Here is a 16,371-nt window from a genome sequence, read left to right as displayed (position 1 = left end):
TATGAAAAAAATTGCCTTTCTTTTGTTTTTCAGTGCCACAGCTATGGGGGTTGAGAACATGCAGATCCCGATGCAGCGAGCCCTTGAATTCAACCGCTGGTATATAAAACAGGTAAACAATGATCACTATCCCATCAAGAAGGGGGATGAAATCGATCAATTTGTTACCGCCGGAACGATGAAAAAACTACGTCATGCAGACGATCCGCGCTACGCAGAAGACGAATTTTATGAAGCGGACTTTTTTCTTAAATCACAATATATCGACGATGATTGGCCGGATAATGTCGTTATCACCTCTTATTATTCAGACCCTGTTTGCGTGAATGTGAATATCACGTTTGGCAAAAAAAAACCGCATACCGTAATTGATTGCATGGTCAAAGAAGACGGAGCCTGGAAAGTGCAATCTGTCGCAGCCCGCGATTTTAACTAAACCACCCTCTGCAAATCCCACTGCTGGATTTAACGACACGGCACATAGTGAGCGTTAACGATGGGATTTGCGGAAATAACAAAAAGCGACCCGTGGGTGGCTACATCCATAAATTTAATTATCGCCAGATTCGCGATTTGTCATTCGGGTCCTTATGGTCTGTATACTTCACCTCATATTGATGAGGATATAAATGCCCCTCACAGCGCCCATATTCAGCCCTGACCAGCGTTCCTGCTCCGAGATATTTTGCTTTACTACTGGGTTTCAGCATCTTCAGTTTTACCCATATTTCCGGAAGACAGGCTAACCGGAACTGGATGTTTCCCCGTATCCGGCCAATAAAATCCCAGCCCAGCGAGCGGACATGTCGGAACCAGGCGCTCTGGAAACCGGCTTCAGTAATGATGATGACTTTTTTATCCGGAGAAATGGCGGCTGCAAGCGCGTCCAGAAAATCCTTATGCACCTGAACGTATTGCTGTCGGGATGAGGGAGCAACCTGGCTCAGGTGCGGTATTGAATGCCCGTCGCAGATCAGACTGGCAGGCAGAACGTGGAATGCCTGAGAGGGGTGGCCGTTCCAGTCAACGGCAATGACGCACAACGTAAGGTCACGGCTCAGAAGCCGGGTAATGTTATGAAAAATAGCGGGAATATTGCGGTGTAAAGCGTCATTGCCCAAAAGGCGATCGATGCGCTTAATCTTGCTTTTTACCCGCTCATTACTGGGGATTCCCCCGCGCAAGCGGGGGAATTGACGGATTAAACGTTTTTACGTTCGATGGTCTGTTCGCCCCAGAAGAGCGCATCTTTATCTGTCTTATCAAAGGCTTTGATGAGCACCTCATCGCTGCCTTCTTCCCAAATTTTTTCTGCCAGCTTCTCGTCATATCCGGCAACTTCAAATATGGCTTCGGCTATTTCCGGCGATGTATTGCGCAGACTTGCCCACTCACCGACGTGATGAGCCTTCGCTTCTTGAGTTGGCATTCTTATCCTCCCGTTGAAGATTAGCCGTTGAGCTTCACTGCCAGACCGGCAACGTATTCGCCCTGATAACGTGCGATAGAAAGCTCTTCCTGACTTGGCTGGCGTGAACCGTCACCACCGGCAATGGTCGTTGCACCATAAGGCGTACCCCCGCGAACCTGCGATACATCAAACAGTTCCTGCGCGGCGTAGCCGATGGGCACAATCACCATCCCATGATGGGCAAGTGTAGTCCATGTGGACGTAATCGTTTGTTCCTGGCCGCCGCCTGTCCCGGTAGAACTGAAAACGCTGGCGAGTTTGCCATACAGCGCGCCGGACGCCCACAACCCGCCCGTCTGATCCAGGAAGGTACGCATCTGACCTGACATATTGCCAAAACGCGTTGGCGTACCAAAAATAATGGCGTCATAATCAGCCAGTTCCTGCGGGGTTGCGACGGGGGCATTTTGTGTTTTACCGCCCGCTTTAGCGAAGATTTCCGCCTGCATCGTTTCTGGTACGCGTTTGATGGTGACCTCCGCGCCGTTCACTTTGCTCGCTCCTTCTGCCACCGCATGTGCCATCGTTTCGATGTGTCCGTACATGGAATAATAAAGCACCAGAACTTTTGCCATTTGTACTACTCCTCGGTTTAACGAAAGCAGCTCATTGCTGCACTTATTTAAAGATAAGTCGTGTCGACGAGAGTGCAAGCCTTAGAAACATTTCTTTGATTTATAATAAATTTCATCATGAAATTACGCGTCTCCACGCCAACGGTGCGCTCTGAATTATCATGAAACATTTTTTCCGTTCAGGCTTTCTTTTGTCATAAGAAACAATTATGCGGCTTGTATTCGGCATTAGAGCCATACGCGGGCAAAGATATTACAGAATGTTACGAATCCACTTCTCCACGGGCTGTGTTCACTATGCTTAGTGTCACGCAGTAATCATTATGACATGGTTCATATGCTGCGAGGGGATACACCCCGACACCTATGCAATATGATGTCTAATCAATGACGGAGGTCAGTAATGGCAAACCATCGAGGCGGCTCCGGCAATTTTGCCGAAGACCGTGAAAGAGCATCAGAAGCAGGTCGTAAAGGTGGCCAGCACAGTGGGGGCAACTTCAAGAATGACCCGCAGCGTGCCTCTGAAGCCGGAAAGAAAGGGGGCAAAAGTAGCCACGGTAACCGTAACAGCTAACCCTGCCATCCCTGAACGTTATCACCCATTGCACTCTCATATTGTGTGATGACGCCAGCGCCGCCGGATCATCCGGCGGTTTTTTTTATCTGTCAGGTTGAACTGAAATGAAACGCCCCGCAGACTATGCGCCACTGCCAGATTCACGGAACAAGGAGAAGGGCATGGTTCAACGTGCGGAGAAAAAAACGGGCAAACGCTCGCGGGCGGTCAGCGCGAAACGCGAAGCCATTCTGACCGCCGCATTAAATGCGTTTTCACAATATGGCTTTCACGGCACTCGCATTGAACAAATTGCCGAACAGGCCGGCGTCTCCAAAACCAATCTCCTTTATTACTACCCGTCAAAAGAGGCGTTGTATATCGCCGTGATGCGACAGATTCTGGATATCTGGCTGGCACCCTTAAAGGCGTTTCGGGAAGATTTTGCGCCGCTTGCCGCCATTGAAGAGTACATACGGCTGAAGCTGGAAGTGTCCCGGGACTACCCACAGGCTTCACGTCTTTTTTGCATGGAGATGCTGGCCGGTGCACCGCTGTTGATGGATGAACTGGCCGGCGATCTGAAAGCGCTGATTGATGAAAAGTCCGCACTGATTGCCGGTTGGGTGAAAAGTGGCAAACTGGCGCCGATCGATCCCCACCATTTGATCTTTATGATTTGGGCTTCAACACAGCATTACGCCGATTTTGCGCCTCAGGTTGAGGCGGTAACGGGCGCAACGCTGCGTGATGAAACCTTTTTTAATCAAACGGTTGAAAACGTTCAGCGCATGATTATTGAGGGAATTCGCGTCCGTTAATTGGCTGGTGGTAACGGGCAGCTCATATCGCCTTCTTCACACTGAAGCAGTGAAGCGAGAAACGCTTCCCGTTCGGCGGTTTTATCCGCCAGACACTGATTAGCGATCATCGCCTGAGCGCTACCGCCCTCGGTACCAGAGCTGATGAGCGCGCAGTCGGCATCGCGCATGGCTATCCATGCGGTCTGCGCCTTTTTCAGCAGTTCCTGTTGGGGCGGAGCTGCGCGCTTCAGCGCATTCTGATACGTTTCATTCAATGCTTTGTCTGCCGCCTGATACTGGGTGACAGCGCAGGTATTCATTTCCGCTTGCGTGCTGGCATTTGTGCAATCGTCGGCCAGCGCCTGACCGCTGAGCAACAGCGCAGCCCAGGTGAATAGTATTCGTTTCATCATTCCCTCTGGATCCATAAAAAAAGGCCCCGTTTCCGGAGCCTTAATTAACCACAGCCTTAGCCAATTGTCATCAGGCTTGCGTTACCTCCGGCGGCTGCCGTGTTCACGCTCAACGAGCGCTCAACGTAGAGTCGTTCCAGCAGTATATTGCTTTCACCGCGGGCGAAACCTTGCACCGAGACAATCGCGCCTTCGCGGGCTGCCACCGCTTCACACAAGGCGCGAAGCTGATCGGAGTCCCCGTGGAAGATCACCGCATCATACGGCTGTGCTGTCAGGCTATCGGTTTTCGCAAACGTAATGCGGGCGGAAACGGCTGCTGGCAGACGTTTCGCCAGGTCACGATGGAAGGCATCGTCTGGCCACAAAATCAGACTACCGACCGAAGTGACGGCGGCAAGTTGCACCAGCGCATCCTGTTCATCTTCAGCGATACACAATACGCGCTCACGTGGTAACAATGTCCAGGTGTTTCGTTCCCCGGTAGGACCCGGCAGCAGACGCTGCGTACCGGCCTGCGCCAGTTCGCCAAACTGCTGACAAAGTTGACGCAACACAGGGCGATCGACAGCCCACTCGCTGAGCGCTTCCAGCGGCTGGATCAGCGCGGCTTTGAGTTGAGCATCCACCGGATAGTCCGCATCCTGACGCGCCAGAGTGACAGACAGCGCATTTTCCGGACGGTTTGCCAGCAGACGGTAGAGATAGAGCGGCCCACCGGCTTTCGGACCGGTGCCCGAGAGTCCTTCGCCGCCGAACGGCTGTACGCCGACGACTGCGCCCACCATATTACGGTTAACGTACAGGTTGCCCACGTGCGCCGAACCGGTGACCTGAGCAATGGTTTCATCAATGCGGGTGTGAACGCCCAGCGTCAGACCGTAGCCGGAAGCGTTGATTTGGGCAATCAGCGCCTCCAGGTTGTTGCGGTTGTAGCGAACGACGTGCAGAACCGGGCCGAAGACTTCTTTTTGCAGCTCATCAATGCTTTCCAGTTCGACCAGCGTCGGCGCAACGAATGTGCCGCTCTGCCATTCACGAACATCCTCACTGTTTTCACGCGCCGCCTGGAACACGGGGCGACCTTTCGCCCGCATAGCCTGAATATGCTGTTCAATATTGGATTTAGCTTCACTGTCGATTACCGGACCAATATCAGTCGTCAGACGCCCCGGGTTGCCCATCCGACATTCAGCCATCGCGCCACGCAGCATTTTCAGCGTATGGTCGGCGATATCATCCTGTAGACAGAGCACGCGCAGTGCGGAACAGCGCTGTCCGGCGCTGTCAAACGCCGAGGACATCACGTCCACCACCACCTGTTCCGTGAGGGCGGACGAGTCAACGATCATCGCGTTCAGGCCACCCGTTTCAGCGATCAGCGGAATCGGACGACCCTGTGCATCCAGTCGTGTTGCGATGTTACGTTGCAGCAGCGTCGCCACCTCTGTCGAACCGGTAAACATGACGCCGCGCACGCGACTGTCGGAGGTCAACTGCGCGCCTACCGTTTCACCCCGGCCAGGCAGCAGTTGCACCACGCCCGGCGGTACGCCAGCTTCCAGCAAGATGGCAATGCCCTGGGCTGCAATAAGCGGCGTTTGTTCCGCGGGTTTTGCCAGTACGCTGTTGCCGGCAGCCAGCGCGGCGGCAATTTGTCCGGTGAAAATTGCCAGCGGGAAGTTCCACGGGCTTATACAGACAACCGGGCCGAGCGGACGATGGGTCTCATTATCAAAATCGTCACGCACCTGACCGGCGTAATAATGCAGGAAGTCTACCGCTTCGCGCACTTCGGCAATGGCGTTGGCGAAGCTCTTACCCGCTTCGCGTACCAGAATGCCGATCAGCTGTTGCATCTGGCCTTCCATCAGCACGGCTGCGCGATGAAGGATGGCGGCACGCTCTTGCGGCGGGGTCGCAAACCAGATAGGCGCGTTGTTCACCGCACTTTGCAGCGCCTGTTCCACTTCACTTTCACTGGCTTCACGGACGTAGCCAACGATGTCTTTCGGTTCTGCCGGGTTGACCACCGGGCTCAATTCACCTTCGCTAACCGGAGCCTCGAGCATCGGCAGCGCCCGCCATTTTTGCAGCGCGCTGTTGAGCAGGGCAGAGGAGAGTGAGGCCAGACGATGTTCGTTGGACAGATCCAGACCGGCGGAGTTATCGCGGCCTTTGCCGTACAGATCGCGTGGCAGAGGAATTTTTGGATGCGGCAAGCCGGTCTGACCTTCCTGTTGTGCCAGTTTCTCGACGGCTTCGACCGGATCGGCCACCAGTTCGTCCAGCGGCAGCGTAGTATCCGCGATGCGGTTAACAAAGGAGGTGTTCGCCCCGTTTTCCAGCAGACGACGTACCAGATACGCCAGCAGCGTTTCATGCGTACCGACCGGTGCATAAATGCGGCACGGGCGGTTCAGTTTGCCATCCGCAACTTTACCGGTGACCTGTTCGTACAGTGGTTCCCCCATTCCGTGCAGGCACTGGAACTCATACTGTCCCGGATAATAATTCTGCCCGGCCAGATGATAAATGGCGGCCAGGGTATGGGCGTTATGGGTCGCAAACTGCGGGTAAATCAGGTTCGGTACGGCGAGCAGTTTCTTCGCACAGGCGAGATAAGAGACATCTGTGTAGACCTTGCGGGTATAAACCGGATAACCTTCAAGACCCTCCATCTGGGCGCGTTTGATCTCGCTGTCCCAGTAGGCGCCTTTCACCAGACGGATCATCAGACGACGACGGCTACGGGTGGCGAGGTCAATCAGGTAATCGATAACAAACGGGCAGCGTTTCTGGTACGCCTGAATGACGAAACCAATACCGTTCCAGCCAGCCAGTTCAGGTTCGAAGCACAGTTTTTCCAGCAGATCGAGGGAGATCTCCAGACGGTCGGCCTCTTCGGCATCAATATTAATGCCGATGTCATACTGGCGTGCCAGCAGCGTCAACGACTTCAGGCGCGGATAGAGTTCGTCCATTACCCGATCGTACTGGGCGCGGCTGTAACGTGGATGCAGGGCGGAAAGCTTGATGGAGATCCCCGGGCCTTCATAGATCCCGCGTCCATTCGACGCTTTACCAATCGCATGGATCGCCTGCTGGTAGGAGACCATATAGGCCTGCGCATCGGCCGCGGTCAGCGCGGCTTCACCCAGCATATCGTAAGAGTAGCGAAAGCCTTTATCTTCCAGCTTACGGGCATTCGCCAGCGCTTCGGCAATGGTTTCCCCGGTGACGAACTGTTCGCCCATCAGACGCATCGCCATATCGACGCCTTTACGGATCAGCGGCTCGCCGCTCTTACCGATAATGCGGTTCAGGGAGCGCGAAAGGTTTGCTTCGTTATGGGTAGAGACCAGACGACCAGTAAACAGCAGTCCCCAGGTCGCTGCGTTGACGAACAGCGATGGGCTACGACCAATGTGCGACTGCCAGTTACCGTTGCTGATTTTGTCGCGGATTAAGGCATCGCGCGTGGCCTTATCCGGAATACGCAGCAGCGCTTCAGCCAGGCACATCAACGCCACCCCTTCCTGCGAAGAGAGAGAGAACTCCTGTAGCAGACCCTGCACCATACCGGCACGGCCGCTGGCCGTTTTCTGATTACGCAGTTTATCCGCCAGCTGGTAAGCCAGCTTATGGGCCTGTTCGGCTATCGGTTCCGGCAGACGCGCTTGTTCCATCAGCATCGAAACCGCGTCGGTTTCTGAGCGGCGGTACGCGGCGGTAATAGCGGAACGCGAAACCGACTGCGGGAGGATCTGTTCAGCAAACTCCAGGAAAGGCTGATGGTTCTCTTCCTGCGGCGCCGTGGCGTCCTCGCCTTCGTTGGCGGCTCCGGCTAATAGCGCAGGAAGTTCTGGCAGCGCGTCATCGTTTTCCAGCTTTTCCAGGTAATTAAAGATTGCCTGCTTTATCAACCAGTGCGGGGTGCGATCAATTCGCGTTGCCGCTGACTTAATACGCTCGCGCGTTGCGTCATCCAGTTTAACCCCCATCGTGGTGGTTCCCATGCCATCTGCTCCTGTTGTTCGGTAATGTACTGCGTGTGGTTATCGAGAAATATCTACTATGTTGCAACTTTGTGCAACCACGTTAAATGTGACCTGTACGACAAGCTTAAAAATGAATGAAATGTTAATAAAAGAAAGATGTATGACGTTAAGAAAAACAAAGGCGCTATCTTTTTCTCTGCGACACTTAACACTTTTAAAAGGTGCAACCTGAAAAAGTGTGAGGGAGTGCAACCTGGCGGAAATTAGTCTTCATCAGTAGCCAAATTTGATGTAAATGGTGTGTTAAATCGATTGTGAATAACTCACGCTTCCGGCAGGATACGGTCGCCTGGGAAATACAAGATGCTTTGCCACGTTCCGGCAGGGCAATAAAACAGAAGAGTCTGGAGAGTTTATGGCAATTAGCACACCGATGCTGGTGACGTTCTGTGTCTACATTTTTGGCATGATATTAATTGGTTTTATCGCCTGGCGTTCAACCAAGAACTTTGATGATTATATTCTGGGAGGCCGTAGCCTTGGGCCTTTCGTTACGGCGCTGTCCGCGGGCGCATCGGATATGAGCGGCTGGTTGCTGATGGGCTTACCGGGCGCAATTTTCATTTCCGGGATATCAGAGAGCTGGATTGCCATCGGCCTGACGTTAGGGGCGTGGATCAACTGGAAGCTGGTGGCCGGACGCCTTCGCGTCCATACCGAGCACAATAATAACGCCCTGACGCTGCCGGATTATTTTACCGGGCGCTTTGAAGACAAAAGCCGGATCCTGCGCATTATTTCCGCGCTGGTGATTTTACTGTTTTTCACAATCTACTGTGCATCTGGCATCGTGGCGGGGGCGCGTCTGTTTGAAAGCACCTTTGGCATGAGCTATGAAACCGCACTGTGGGCGGGGGCGGCAGCCACCATTATCTATACCTTTATTGGCGGATTCCTCGCGGTAAGCTGGACGGATACTGTCCAGGCCAGTCTGATGATTTTTGCACTGATCCTGACACCGGTGATCGTCATTATCAGCGTCGGAGGTTTTGGTGATTCGCTGGAAGTCATCAAACAGAAGAGCATTGAGAACGTTGATATGCTCAAAGGGCTGAATTTCGTCGCTATCATTTCACTGATGGGCTGGGGCCTGGGTTATTTCGGCCAACCGCACATACTGGCGCGTTTTATGGCGGCCGATTCCCACCACAGTATCGTTCATGCCCGCCGTATCAGTATGACGTGGATGATCCTCTGTCTGGCGGGTGCGGTTGCGGTTGGTTTCTTCGGCATTGCTTACTTCAACAACAATCCGGCGCTGGCGGGCTCGGTAAATCAGAACGCGGAGCGTGTGTTCATCGAACTGGCGCAAATTCTGTTTAACCCATGGATTGCCGGTATCCTGCTGTCTGCGATTCTCGCCGCGGTGATGTCAACGCTGAGCTGTCAGTTGCTGGTGTGTTCCAGCGCCATTACCGAGGATCTGTACAAAGCGTTCCTGCGTAAAGGCGCCAGTCAGCAGGAGCTGGTGTGGGTAGGGCGCATTATGGTGCTGGTGGTCGCGCTGGTGGCTATCGCCCTTGCAGCGAACCCGGAGAACCGGGTACTGGGTCTGGTGAGCTACGCCTGGGCAGGTTTCGGAGCCGCGTTTGGTCCGGTGGTGTTGTTCTCGGTGATGTGGTCGCGCATGACCCGCAACGGCGCGTTGGCCGGGATGATTATCGGAGCGCTGACGGTCATCGTCTGGAAACATTTTGGCTGGCTGGATCTGTACGAAATCATTCCAGGCTTTATCTTCGGCAGCGTGGGTATCGTCGTCTTCAGTCTGTTGGGTAAAGCGCCATCGTCTGCGATGCTCAAACGTTTCGCTGAGGCGGACGCGCACTATCATTCCGCACCACCGTCGCGCTTACAGGAAGGCTAACGCCTCCATTCACTGAGTAATCTGGCCCGCTTTATGCGGGCTTTTTTGTCATTTCAGCGATAGCTTCCTGCTATAACCATTATCCCGCTAAGTGTTTACATTCTGACATCATTATCATTACATTCTGCTTGAGTTTTCTTTTGCCGTAATGATAATCACTATCACTGTAATTTACCTTTCTTTGCATCAGTTGACCAAGAATAACGTTTAAGGGTGTCTGGGATGTTTGTTCCGTTTCTAATTATGTTGCGTGAAGGGCTGGAAGCCGCGCTGATTGTCAGCCTGATTGCCAGTTATCTGAAGCGCACCCAACGAGGCCGTTGGATTGGCGTGATGTGGATTGGTGTATTTCTGGCTGCGGCGCTTTGCCTCGGGCTGGGGATCTTTATTAACGAAACGACCGGCGAGTTTCCGCAAAAGGAGCAGGAACTGTTCGAAGGCATTGTCGCGGTGATTGCCGTAGTGATCCTCACCTGGATGGTGTTCTGGATGCGTAAGGTTTCGCGCAACGTTAAAGTCCAACTGGAGCAGGCGGTCGATAGCGCATTGCAGCGCGGTAATCACCACGGCTGGGCGCTGATCATGATGGTCTTTTTCGCCGTGGCGCGCGAAGGGCTGGAATCCGTCTTTTTCCTGCTGGCTGCTTTCCAACAGGACGTCGGGATCTGGCCGCCGGTTGGCGCCATGCTGGGACTGGCGGCGGCAGTTGTGCTCGGCTTCTTACTCTACTGGGGCGGTATTCGCCTGAATCTGGGGGCCTTCTTCAAGTGGACCAGCCTGTTCATTCTGCTGGTGGCGGCCGGTCTTGCGGCTGGCGCGATTAGGGCTTTCCATGAAGCCGGATTATGGAACTACTTCCAGGACGTGGCATTTGATATGAGCGCCATCCTTTCGACGCACTCGCTGTTTGGCACCCTGATGGAAGGCATTTTTGGCTACCAGGAAGCACCGAGCGTTAGTGAGGTTGCGGTCTGGTTTATTTACCTGATACCGGCGCTGGTGGTGTTTGCATTGCCGCCGCGCACAGGCACAACCGCGTCCCGCGCAGCGCCTTGACGGTTCGCGACGCAAACTCTTATGTAGTTACAACATACTTTTAAAGGGATGGTCATGAAGAATCATTTTCGCCGTAGTGCGCTGCAGCTTGGCATGGCTGCGCTGTTTGCTTCTGCTTTTACTGCCCATGCTGCGGATATCCCGCAGGTTAACGTCACGGTTACGGATAAACAATGTGAGCCGATGAGCATCACGGTTAATGCCGGGAAAACCCAGTTTATTATTCAAAACCATAGCCAGAAAGCGCTGGAATGGGAGATTCTGAAGGGCGTGATGGTGGTGGAAGAGCGCGAAAATATCGCGCCTGGGTTCAGCCAGAAAATGACTGCCAATCTGCAACCGGGCGAATATGACATGACATGTGGCCTGCTGACTAACCCGAAAGGGAAGCTGATTGTTAAAGGCAGCGCGACGACCGATGCGGCGCAGAGTGATGCTTTACTGAGTCTGGGTGGTGCCATCACCGACTATAAAGCCTATGTGACCGAAGAGACCGCGCAACTGGTTGCGGGAACTAAAGCCTTCACCAATGCTATTAAAGCGGGCGACCTGGAGAAAGCGAAGTCACTGTATGCGCCAACCCGTCAGCACTATGAGCGTATCGAGCCTATTGCTGAACTGTTCTCCGATCTCGACGGCAGCATTGATGCGCGTGAAGACGACTACGAACAAAAAGCCGCCGACCCAAAATTTACCGGCTTCCACCGTTTGGAAAAAGCGCTGTTTGGCGATAACTCGACCAAAGGGATGGAGAAATATGCCGATCAGCTGAATACCGATGTTCTCGAGCTGCAAAAACGCATCAGTGAACTGGCATTTCCACCGTCAAAAGTGGTTGGCGGCGCTGCAGGTCTGATTGAAGAAGTGGCGGCCAGTAAAATCAGCGGCGAGGAAGATCGCTACAGTCACACCGATCTGTGGGATTTCCAGGCAAACGTTGATGGCGCACAGAAGATCGTCAACCTGCTGCGTCCGCAACTGCAGAAATCCAATGCAGAGTTGCTGGCGAAGGTGGATGCAAACTTCAAAAAGGTGGATGCCATCCTCGCGAAATATCGCACCAAAGACGGTTTTGAAACTTACGATAAACTGACCGATGCGGACCGCAATGCGCTGAAAGGCCCGATTACGACGCTGGCGGAAGATCTCGCGCAATTACGCGGTGTACTGGGTCTGGATTAAGCACCATGCAGCATGATGATAAAAACGGCGTGAGCGAACCGTCACGCCGACGTTTGTTGAAAGGAATGGGCGCACTCGGCGGCGCGCTGGCACTGGTTGGCGGTTGTCCGGTCGCCCATGCGCAAAAGCCGCAAAGCGCGCCGGGAACCTTGTCACCGGATGCCCGCAGCGAGACACAGCCATTTTACGGCCCCCATCAGGCGGGTATCCTGACGCCGCAGCAGGCTTCAATGATGCTGGTGGCCTTTGACGTTCTGGCGGCTGATAAAGGTGAGCTCGAACGATTGTTTCGCCTGCTGACGAAACGTATTGCTTTCCTGACTACCGGCGGCCCGGCACCGGAAACGCCGAACCCGCGCTTACCGCCAATGGACTCCGGGATCCTCGGCCCCTTCATTGCGCCGGATAATCTGACCATGACGCTATCGGTGGGGCATTCGCTGTTCGATGAGCGTTATGGCTTAAAGGCGCAGATGCCGAAAACGTTGCAGAAAATGACTCGCTTCCCGAATGATTCGCTGGACGCAGCGTTATGCCATGGCGATGTGTTGCTGCAGATTTGCGCCAACACCCAGGACACGGTGATCCATGCCCTGCGCGATATCATCAAGCATACGCCGGATTTACTGAGCGTTCGCTGGAAGCGAGAAGGGTTTATATCCGACCATGCGGCGCGTAGTAAGGGTAAAGAGACTCCAGTCAATTTGCTTGGCTTTAAAGACGGCACGGCGAATCCGGACAGCCGCGATGCGAAGCTGATGCAGGACGTGGTATGGGTGACGGCGGATCAGGGGGAGCCGGCGTGGGCCACCGGCGGGTCTTATCAGGCCGTGCGTCTGATTCAGTTTCGCGTCGAATTCTGGGACCGCACGCCGCTCAAAGAGCAGCAAACCATTTTTGGTCGCGATAAGCGCACCGGTGCACCGCTGGGGATGCAGCACGAACATGACGTGCCGGATTACGCCAGCGACCCGGAGGGTAATGTTATTGCGCTGGACAGCCACATTCGTCTGGCGAATCCACGCACGGCGCAGACGCAGTCGAGCCTGATGATGCGCCGCGGCTATAGCTACTCCCTTGGCGTGACGCCATCCGGACAGCTTGATATGGGATTGCTGTTTGTCTGCTATCAGCATGACCTGGAAAAAGGATTTCTGACCGTGCAAAAGCGGTTGAATGGTGAGGCGCTGGAAGAGTACGTGAAGCCTATTGGCGGCGGCTATTTCTTCGCGCTACCGGGAATCATGCAGGCCGATCGTTATTTGGGCCAGTCTCTGCTTGAAGCCTGACGGTGATACCCCGTCTGCGGGCGGGGTATGCTGTGTCTCACGCTGCTGAAAATATTCTTTTTTTATATGATCCGTTTTTTGAAATAATTTTGTAATATCTCCGTAAGAGACTGTTGCCAGCAGAAAACAAGAGCTTAGTTAACGTCAGGTAAAAATAATGTTGCGTTATTGCTAAGTTCTGATGTAATTATACGTAATAGCGGTAGTTCCCGGCTGTGATGATTATTCACTATGGAGATCGCGAATGGTAAAGTCCTCTCGTGGACACGTTTCTGACAGTTTTTGCAGCCCATTACGCGGAAGTCTCTCCTCCGGTAGCCACCTCGTCACCGCTAAATTTCGCTCACTTTCCCCTCTTATTCGTGTTACTGACGCCATATTCGGTGCGCGTAGCCGTGTGTGGCGTCTATTCGAAAGGCAAGCAATGGCTTACAAGGAAGCCAACCCGCAGATGTTCGTGCGCATAATCGCGCTGCCAACGGCGCGTGTGATGAATACCAACAACTCAAGGTGCTATCCATGGGAAGACAAAAAGCAGTGATCAAAGCTCGTCGTGAAGCAAAACGTGTGCTGAGACGGGACTCACGCAGTCATAAACAGCGTGAAGAAGAGTCGGTCACCTCGCTTGTGCAGATGAGTGGCGTAGAAGCGATTGGCATGGCGCGCGACAGTCGCGATACCACGCCAATCATGGCGCGCAACGAGGCTCAATCGCACTACCTGAATGCTATCGAGAGTAAACAACTGATTTTCGCTACGGGCGAAGCCGGGTGTGGTAAAACCTGGATCAGTGCGGCAAAAGCAGCAGAGGCCCTGATACATAAAGATGTAGACAGGATCATTGTCACCCGTCCAGTTCTGCAGGCTGATGAAGATCTCGGCTTCTTACCTGGAGATGTATCGGAGAAGTTTGCTCCCTATTTCCGGCCGGTTTATGACGTGCTGGTTAAACGACTCGGGGCATCCTTTATGCAATATTGCCTGCGACCTGAAATCGGTAAGGTGGAAATCGCGCCGTTCGCCTATATGCGCGGACGTACATTTGAAAATGCAGTGGTCATTCTCGACGAGGCTCAGAACGTCACTGCTGCGCAAATGAAAATGTTTTTAACGCGCCTCGGGGAGAATGTGACGGTTATCGTGAACGGGGATATCACTCAGTGCGATTTACCCTCCCATGTTCAGTCAGGGCTAAGTGATGCGCTGGCCCGCTTTAATGAAGATGAGATGATAGGGATTGTTCGCTTCAACAAAGAGGATTGCGTTCGCTCGGCGCTCTGCCAACGAACGCTGAATGCGTACAGCTAGACGGAAATGCGTTCAGAGCCCGGGAAAACCGGGCTTTGTTTTTTTGAGGAGAGATCATCCCCCCCTGGGAGGGCAACATGCGAAAAAAAGCCCGCACCTGCGTACGAGCTCTTCTTCAAATATGGCGGTGAGGGGGGGATTGACTCGCTTCGCTCGCCCTGACGGGCAGCCCGCTCACGGTGTTCGCGGACTGTCCAACGGGCTGCGCCCGTTGTCGAACCCCGGTCGGGTGTTCTCATCYCCCCCTGGGGGTGCAACATGCGAAAAAAAAGCCCGTACTTGCGTACGAGCTCTTCTTCAAATATGGCGGTGAGGGGGGGATTGACTCGCTTCGCTCGCCCTGACGGGCAGCCCGCTCACGGTGTTCGCGGACTGTCCAACGGGCTGCGCCCGTTGTCGAACCCCGGTCGGGTATTCTCATCTCCCCCTGGGGGTGCAACATGCGAAAAAAAAGCCCGTACTTGCGTACGAGCTCTTCTTCAAATATGGCGGTGAGGGGGGGATTCGAACCCCCGATACGTTGCCGTATACACACTTTCCAGGCGTGCTCCTTCAGCCACTCGGACACCTCACCATATTGTCGTTCCTCAATAACTGGAACGGGCGCTAATTTAGGGAAATACGCCGCCTGCGTCAATCAACTTTTCCAAAAAAATCGTGCGTTTAGACAAACTTCAAGCAACCTGTAGGTTAATTAGGCGGAAACTGCTTTTTTTGCCAGCGCCAGCGAATTTGCTATGCTGATGATCCCTTTGAAAACGATGATAATAAGTGCGAAAAATTCCGCACAACAACCCGCAGGAGTCAATATGGATATCATTTTTTATCACCCGACGTTTGATACCCCCTGGTGGATCGCTGCACTGGAAAAGGCGATTCCTGGCGCCAGAGTCCGGGAGTGGAAGCCGGGCGATAACGATCCGGCAGAGTATGCGCTGGTCTGGCATCCACCAGTAGAAATGCTGGAAGGTCGTAAACTTAAAGCGGTGTTTGCGCTCGGCGCCGGAGTGGATTCGATCCTGAGCAAACTGAAAGCCCATCCCACGATGCTGGACCCCGCTATTCCTCTCTTTCGCCTAGAAGATACTGGTATGGGCTTGCAGATGCAGGAATACGCAGTTAGTCAGGTGCTGCACTGGTTCCGTCGCTTTGATGATTATCAGGCGCTTAAAAATGAGAGCCAATGGCGACCGCTGCCGGAATATACACGCGAGACGTTTACCGTGGGGATTATGGGCGCTGGCGTGCTGGGAGCAAAAGTGGCTGAAAGTCTGCAAGCCTGGGGTTTCCCGTTGCGCTGCTGGAGTCGCAGTCGTAAAAGCTGGCCGGGGGTTGAGAGTTTTGCCGGAGCTGAAGAGTTGAGCGCATTCCTTAGCCAGACCCGCGTGCTGATAAACCTGCTGCCTAATACAGCGGAAACAGTTGGCATTATCAATGGCAAACTACTTGAACAACTGCAGGATGGTGCGTATCTGCTGAATCTCGCGCGTGGCGTGCATGTTAATGAAGATGATCTACTGGCCGCGTTAGATCGTAAAAAAATCAAAGGGGCGATGCTGGATGTCTTCAGCCGTGAACCGCTGCCCGCGGATAGTCCGCTGTGGAAGCATCCGCGCGTGGCGATGACGCCGCACATTGCGGCAGTCACGCGTCCTGCTGAAGCCGTTGCCTATATTTCCCGCACCATTTCACATCTGGAAAATGGCGAAGCGGTGAGCGGGCAGGTTGACCGTCAGCGCGGCTACTAAGGTATACCCGGCATCTGCCGGGTTTCGACTAATAAACGCGGG

General features: G+C 53.8%; 14 protein-coding genes and 1 tRNA gene. 9 read left to right on the top strand and 6 right to left on the bottom strand.

Annotated features, from left to right (window positions below; translation table 11 throughout):
• Position 1: 1 nt before the first annotated feature.
• Positions 2-436 carry a DUF3828 domain-containing protein gene (locus tag KE671_RS06190; RefSeq protein WP_206162185.1) on the top strand — a complete coding sequence of 145 codons (435 nt, stop codon included), beginning with the start codon at positions 2-4 and terminating at the stop codon, positions 434-436.
• A gap of 118 nt (positions 437-554) precedes the next feature.
• On the opposite strand, the gene KE671_RS06185 is transcribed toward KE671_RS06190, so the two are convergent.
• The 3 genes from KE671_RS06185 to wrbA form a co-directional block, all read right to left on the bottom strand.
• Positions 555-1,121: a transposase gene (locus KE671_RS06185; protein WP_206162184.1), complete on the bottom strand. Its 567-nt coding sequence runs from the start codon at positions 1,119-1,121 to the stop codon at positions 555-557.
• Between the two features lie 80 nt (positions 1,122-1,201).
• Positions 1,202-1,429 (bottom strand): YccJ family protein, encoded by a 228-nt coding sequence (locus KE671_RS06180; protein ID WP_042319758.1) that lies wholly within the window; start codon positions 1,427-1,429, stop codon positions 1,202-1,204.
• Between the two features lie 20 nt (positions 1,430-1,449).
• Positions 1,450-2,046, bottom strand: coding sequence for an NAD(P)H:quinone oxidoreductase (gene wrbA, locus KE671_RS06175; RefSeq protein WP_042319755.1), 597 nt, complete (start codon positions 2,044-2,046; stop codon positions 1,450-1,452).
• A gap of 403 nt (positions 2,047-2,449) precedes the next feature.
• Here wrbA and KE671_RS06170 point away from each other — a divergent pair, with 403 nt between their 5' ends.
• Together KE671_RS06170 and rutR are read left to right on the top strand one after the other, a co-directional pair.
• Positions 2,450-2,623 (top strand): general stress protein, encoded by a 174-nt coding sequence (locus tag KE671_RS06170; RefSeq protein ID WP_012132907.1) that lies wholly within the window; start codon positions 2,450-2,452, stop codon positions 2,621-2,623.
• A gap of 164 nt (positions 2,624-2,787) precedes the next feature.
• A complete protein-coding gene (gene rutR / locus KE671_RS06165; protein ID WP_206162183.1) occupies positions 2,788-3,426 on the top strand; it encodes an HTH-type transcriptional regulator RutR in 639 nt (212 codons plus the stop codon).
• Here the strand turns inward: rutR and KE671_RS06160 are convergent.
• Together KE671_RS06160 and putA are read right to left on the bottom strand one after the other, a co-directional pair.
• A complete protein-coding gene (locus KE671_RS06160; protein ID WP_206162769.1) occupies positions 3,423-3,818 on the bottom strand; it encodes a lysozyme inhibitor LprI family protein in 396 nt (131 codons plus the stop codon). The two genes, rutR and KE671_RS06160, sit on opposite strands and share 4 nt — an antisense overlap.
• 59 nt (positions 3,819-3,877) lie before the next feature.
• Complete coding sequence (gene putA / locus KE671_RS06155) at positions 3,878-7,840, bottom strand: trifunctional transcriptional regulator/proline dehydrogenase/L-glutamate gamma-semialdehyde dehydrogenase (RefSeq protein WP_206162182.1); 3,963 nt, start codon at positions 7,838-7,840, stop codon at positions 3,878-3,880.
• A 397-nt stretch (positions 7,841-8,237) separates the two neighbouring features.
• Here putA and putP point away from each other — a divergent pair, with 397 nt between their 5' ends.
• The 5 genes from putP (at position 8,238) to phoH (ending at position 14,581) form a co-directional block, all read left to right on the top strand.
• Complete coding sequence (putP, locus tag KE671_RS06150) at positions 8,238-9,746, top strand: sodium/proline symporter PutP (RefSeq protein ID WP_206162181.1); 1,509 nt, start codon at positions 8,238-8,240, stop codon at positions 9,744-9,746.
• 222 nt (positions 9,747-9,968) lie between these two features.
• Positions 9,969-10,802 (top strand): iron uptake transporter permease EfeU, encoded by an 834-nt coding sequence (gene efeU / locus KE671_RS06145; RefSeq protein WP_206162180.1) that lies wholly within the window; start codon positions 9,969-9,971, stop codon positions 10,800-10,802.
• A gap of 54 nt (positions 10,803-10,856) precedes the next feature.
• Positions 10,857-11,984: an iron uptake system protein EfeO gene (gene efeO / locus KE671_RS06140; protein ID WP_206162179.1), complete on the top strand. Its 1,128-nt coding sequence runs from the start codon at positions 10,857-10,859 to the stop codon at positions 11,982-11,984.
• Between the two features lie 5 nt (positions 11,985-11,989).
• The gene (efeB, locus tag KE671_RS06135) at positions 11,990-13,273 is read left to right on the top strand and encodes an iron uptake transporter deferrochelatase/peroxidase subunit (RefSeq protein ID WP_206162178.1); all 1,284 of its coding nucleotides are present in this window, start codon (positions 11,990-11,992) and stop codon (positions 13,271-13,273) included.
• A gap of 519 nt (positions 13,274-13,792) precedes the next feature.
• A complete protein-coding gene (phoH, locus tag KE671_RS06130) occupies positions 13,793-14,581 on the top strand; it encodes a phosphate starvation-inducible protein PhoH (protein WP_206162177.1) in 789 nt (262 codons plus the stop codon).
• Between the two features lie 486 nt (positions 14,582-15,067).
• Here the strand turns inward: phoH and KE671_RS06125 are convergent.
• Positions 15,068-15,155, bottom strand: a tRNA-Ser gene (locus KE671_RS06125).
• A gap of 235 nt (positions 15,156-15,390) precedes the next feature.
• On the opposite strand from KE671_RS06125, the gene ghrA reads away from it, so the two are divergent.
• A complete protein-coding gene (gene ghrA, locus KE671_RS06120; RefSeq protein WP_206162176.1) occupies positions 15,391-16,329 on the top strand; it encodes a glyoxylate/hydroxypyruvate reductase GhrA in 939 nt (312 codons plus the stop codon).
• Positions 16,330-16,371: the final 42 nt, after the last annotated feature.

The sequence above is a fragment of the Citrobacter amalonaticus genome, assembly GCF_018252635.1.
Taxonomy (GTDB): Bacteria; Pseudomonadota; Gammaproteobacteria; order Enterobacterales; family Enterobacteriaceae; genus Citrobacter_A; species Citrobacter_A amalonaticus_E.
Note: the sequence above shows the minus strand (reverse complement) of the source record. Positions and strands in the feature narration are given on the sequence as shown.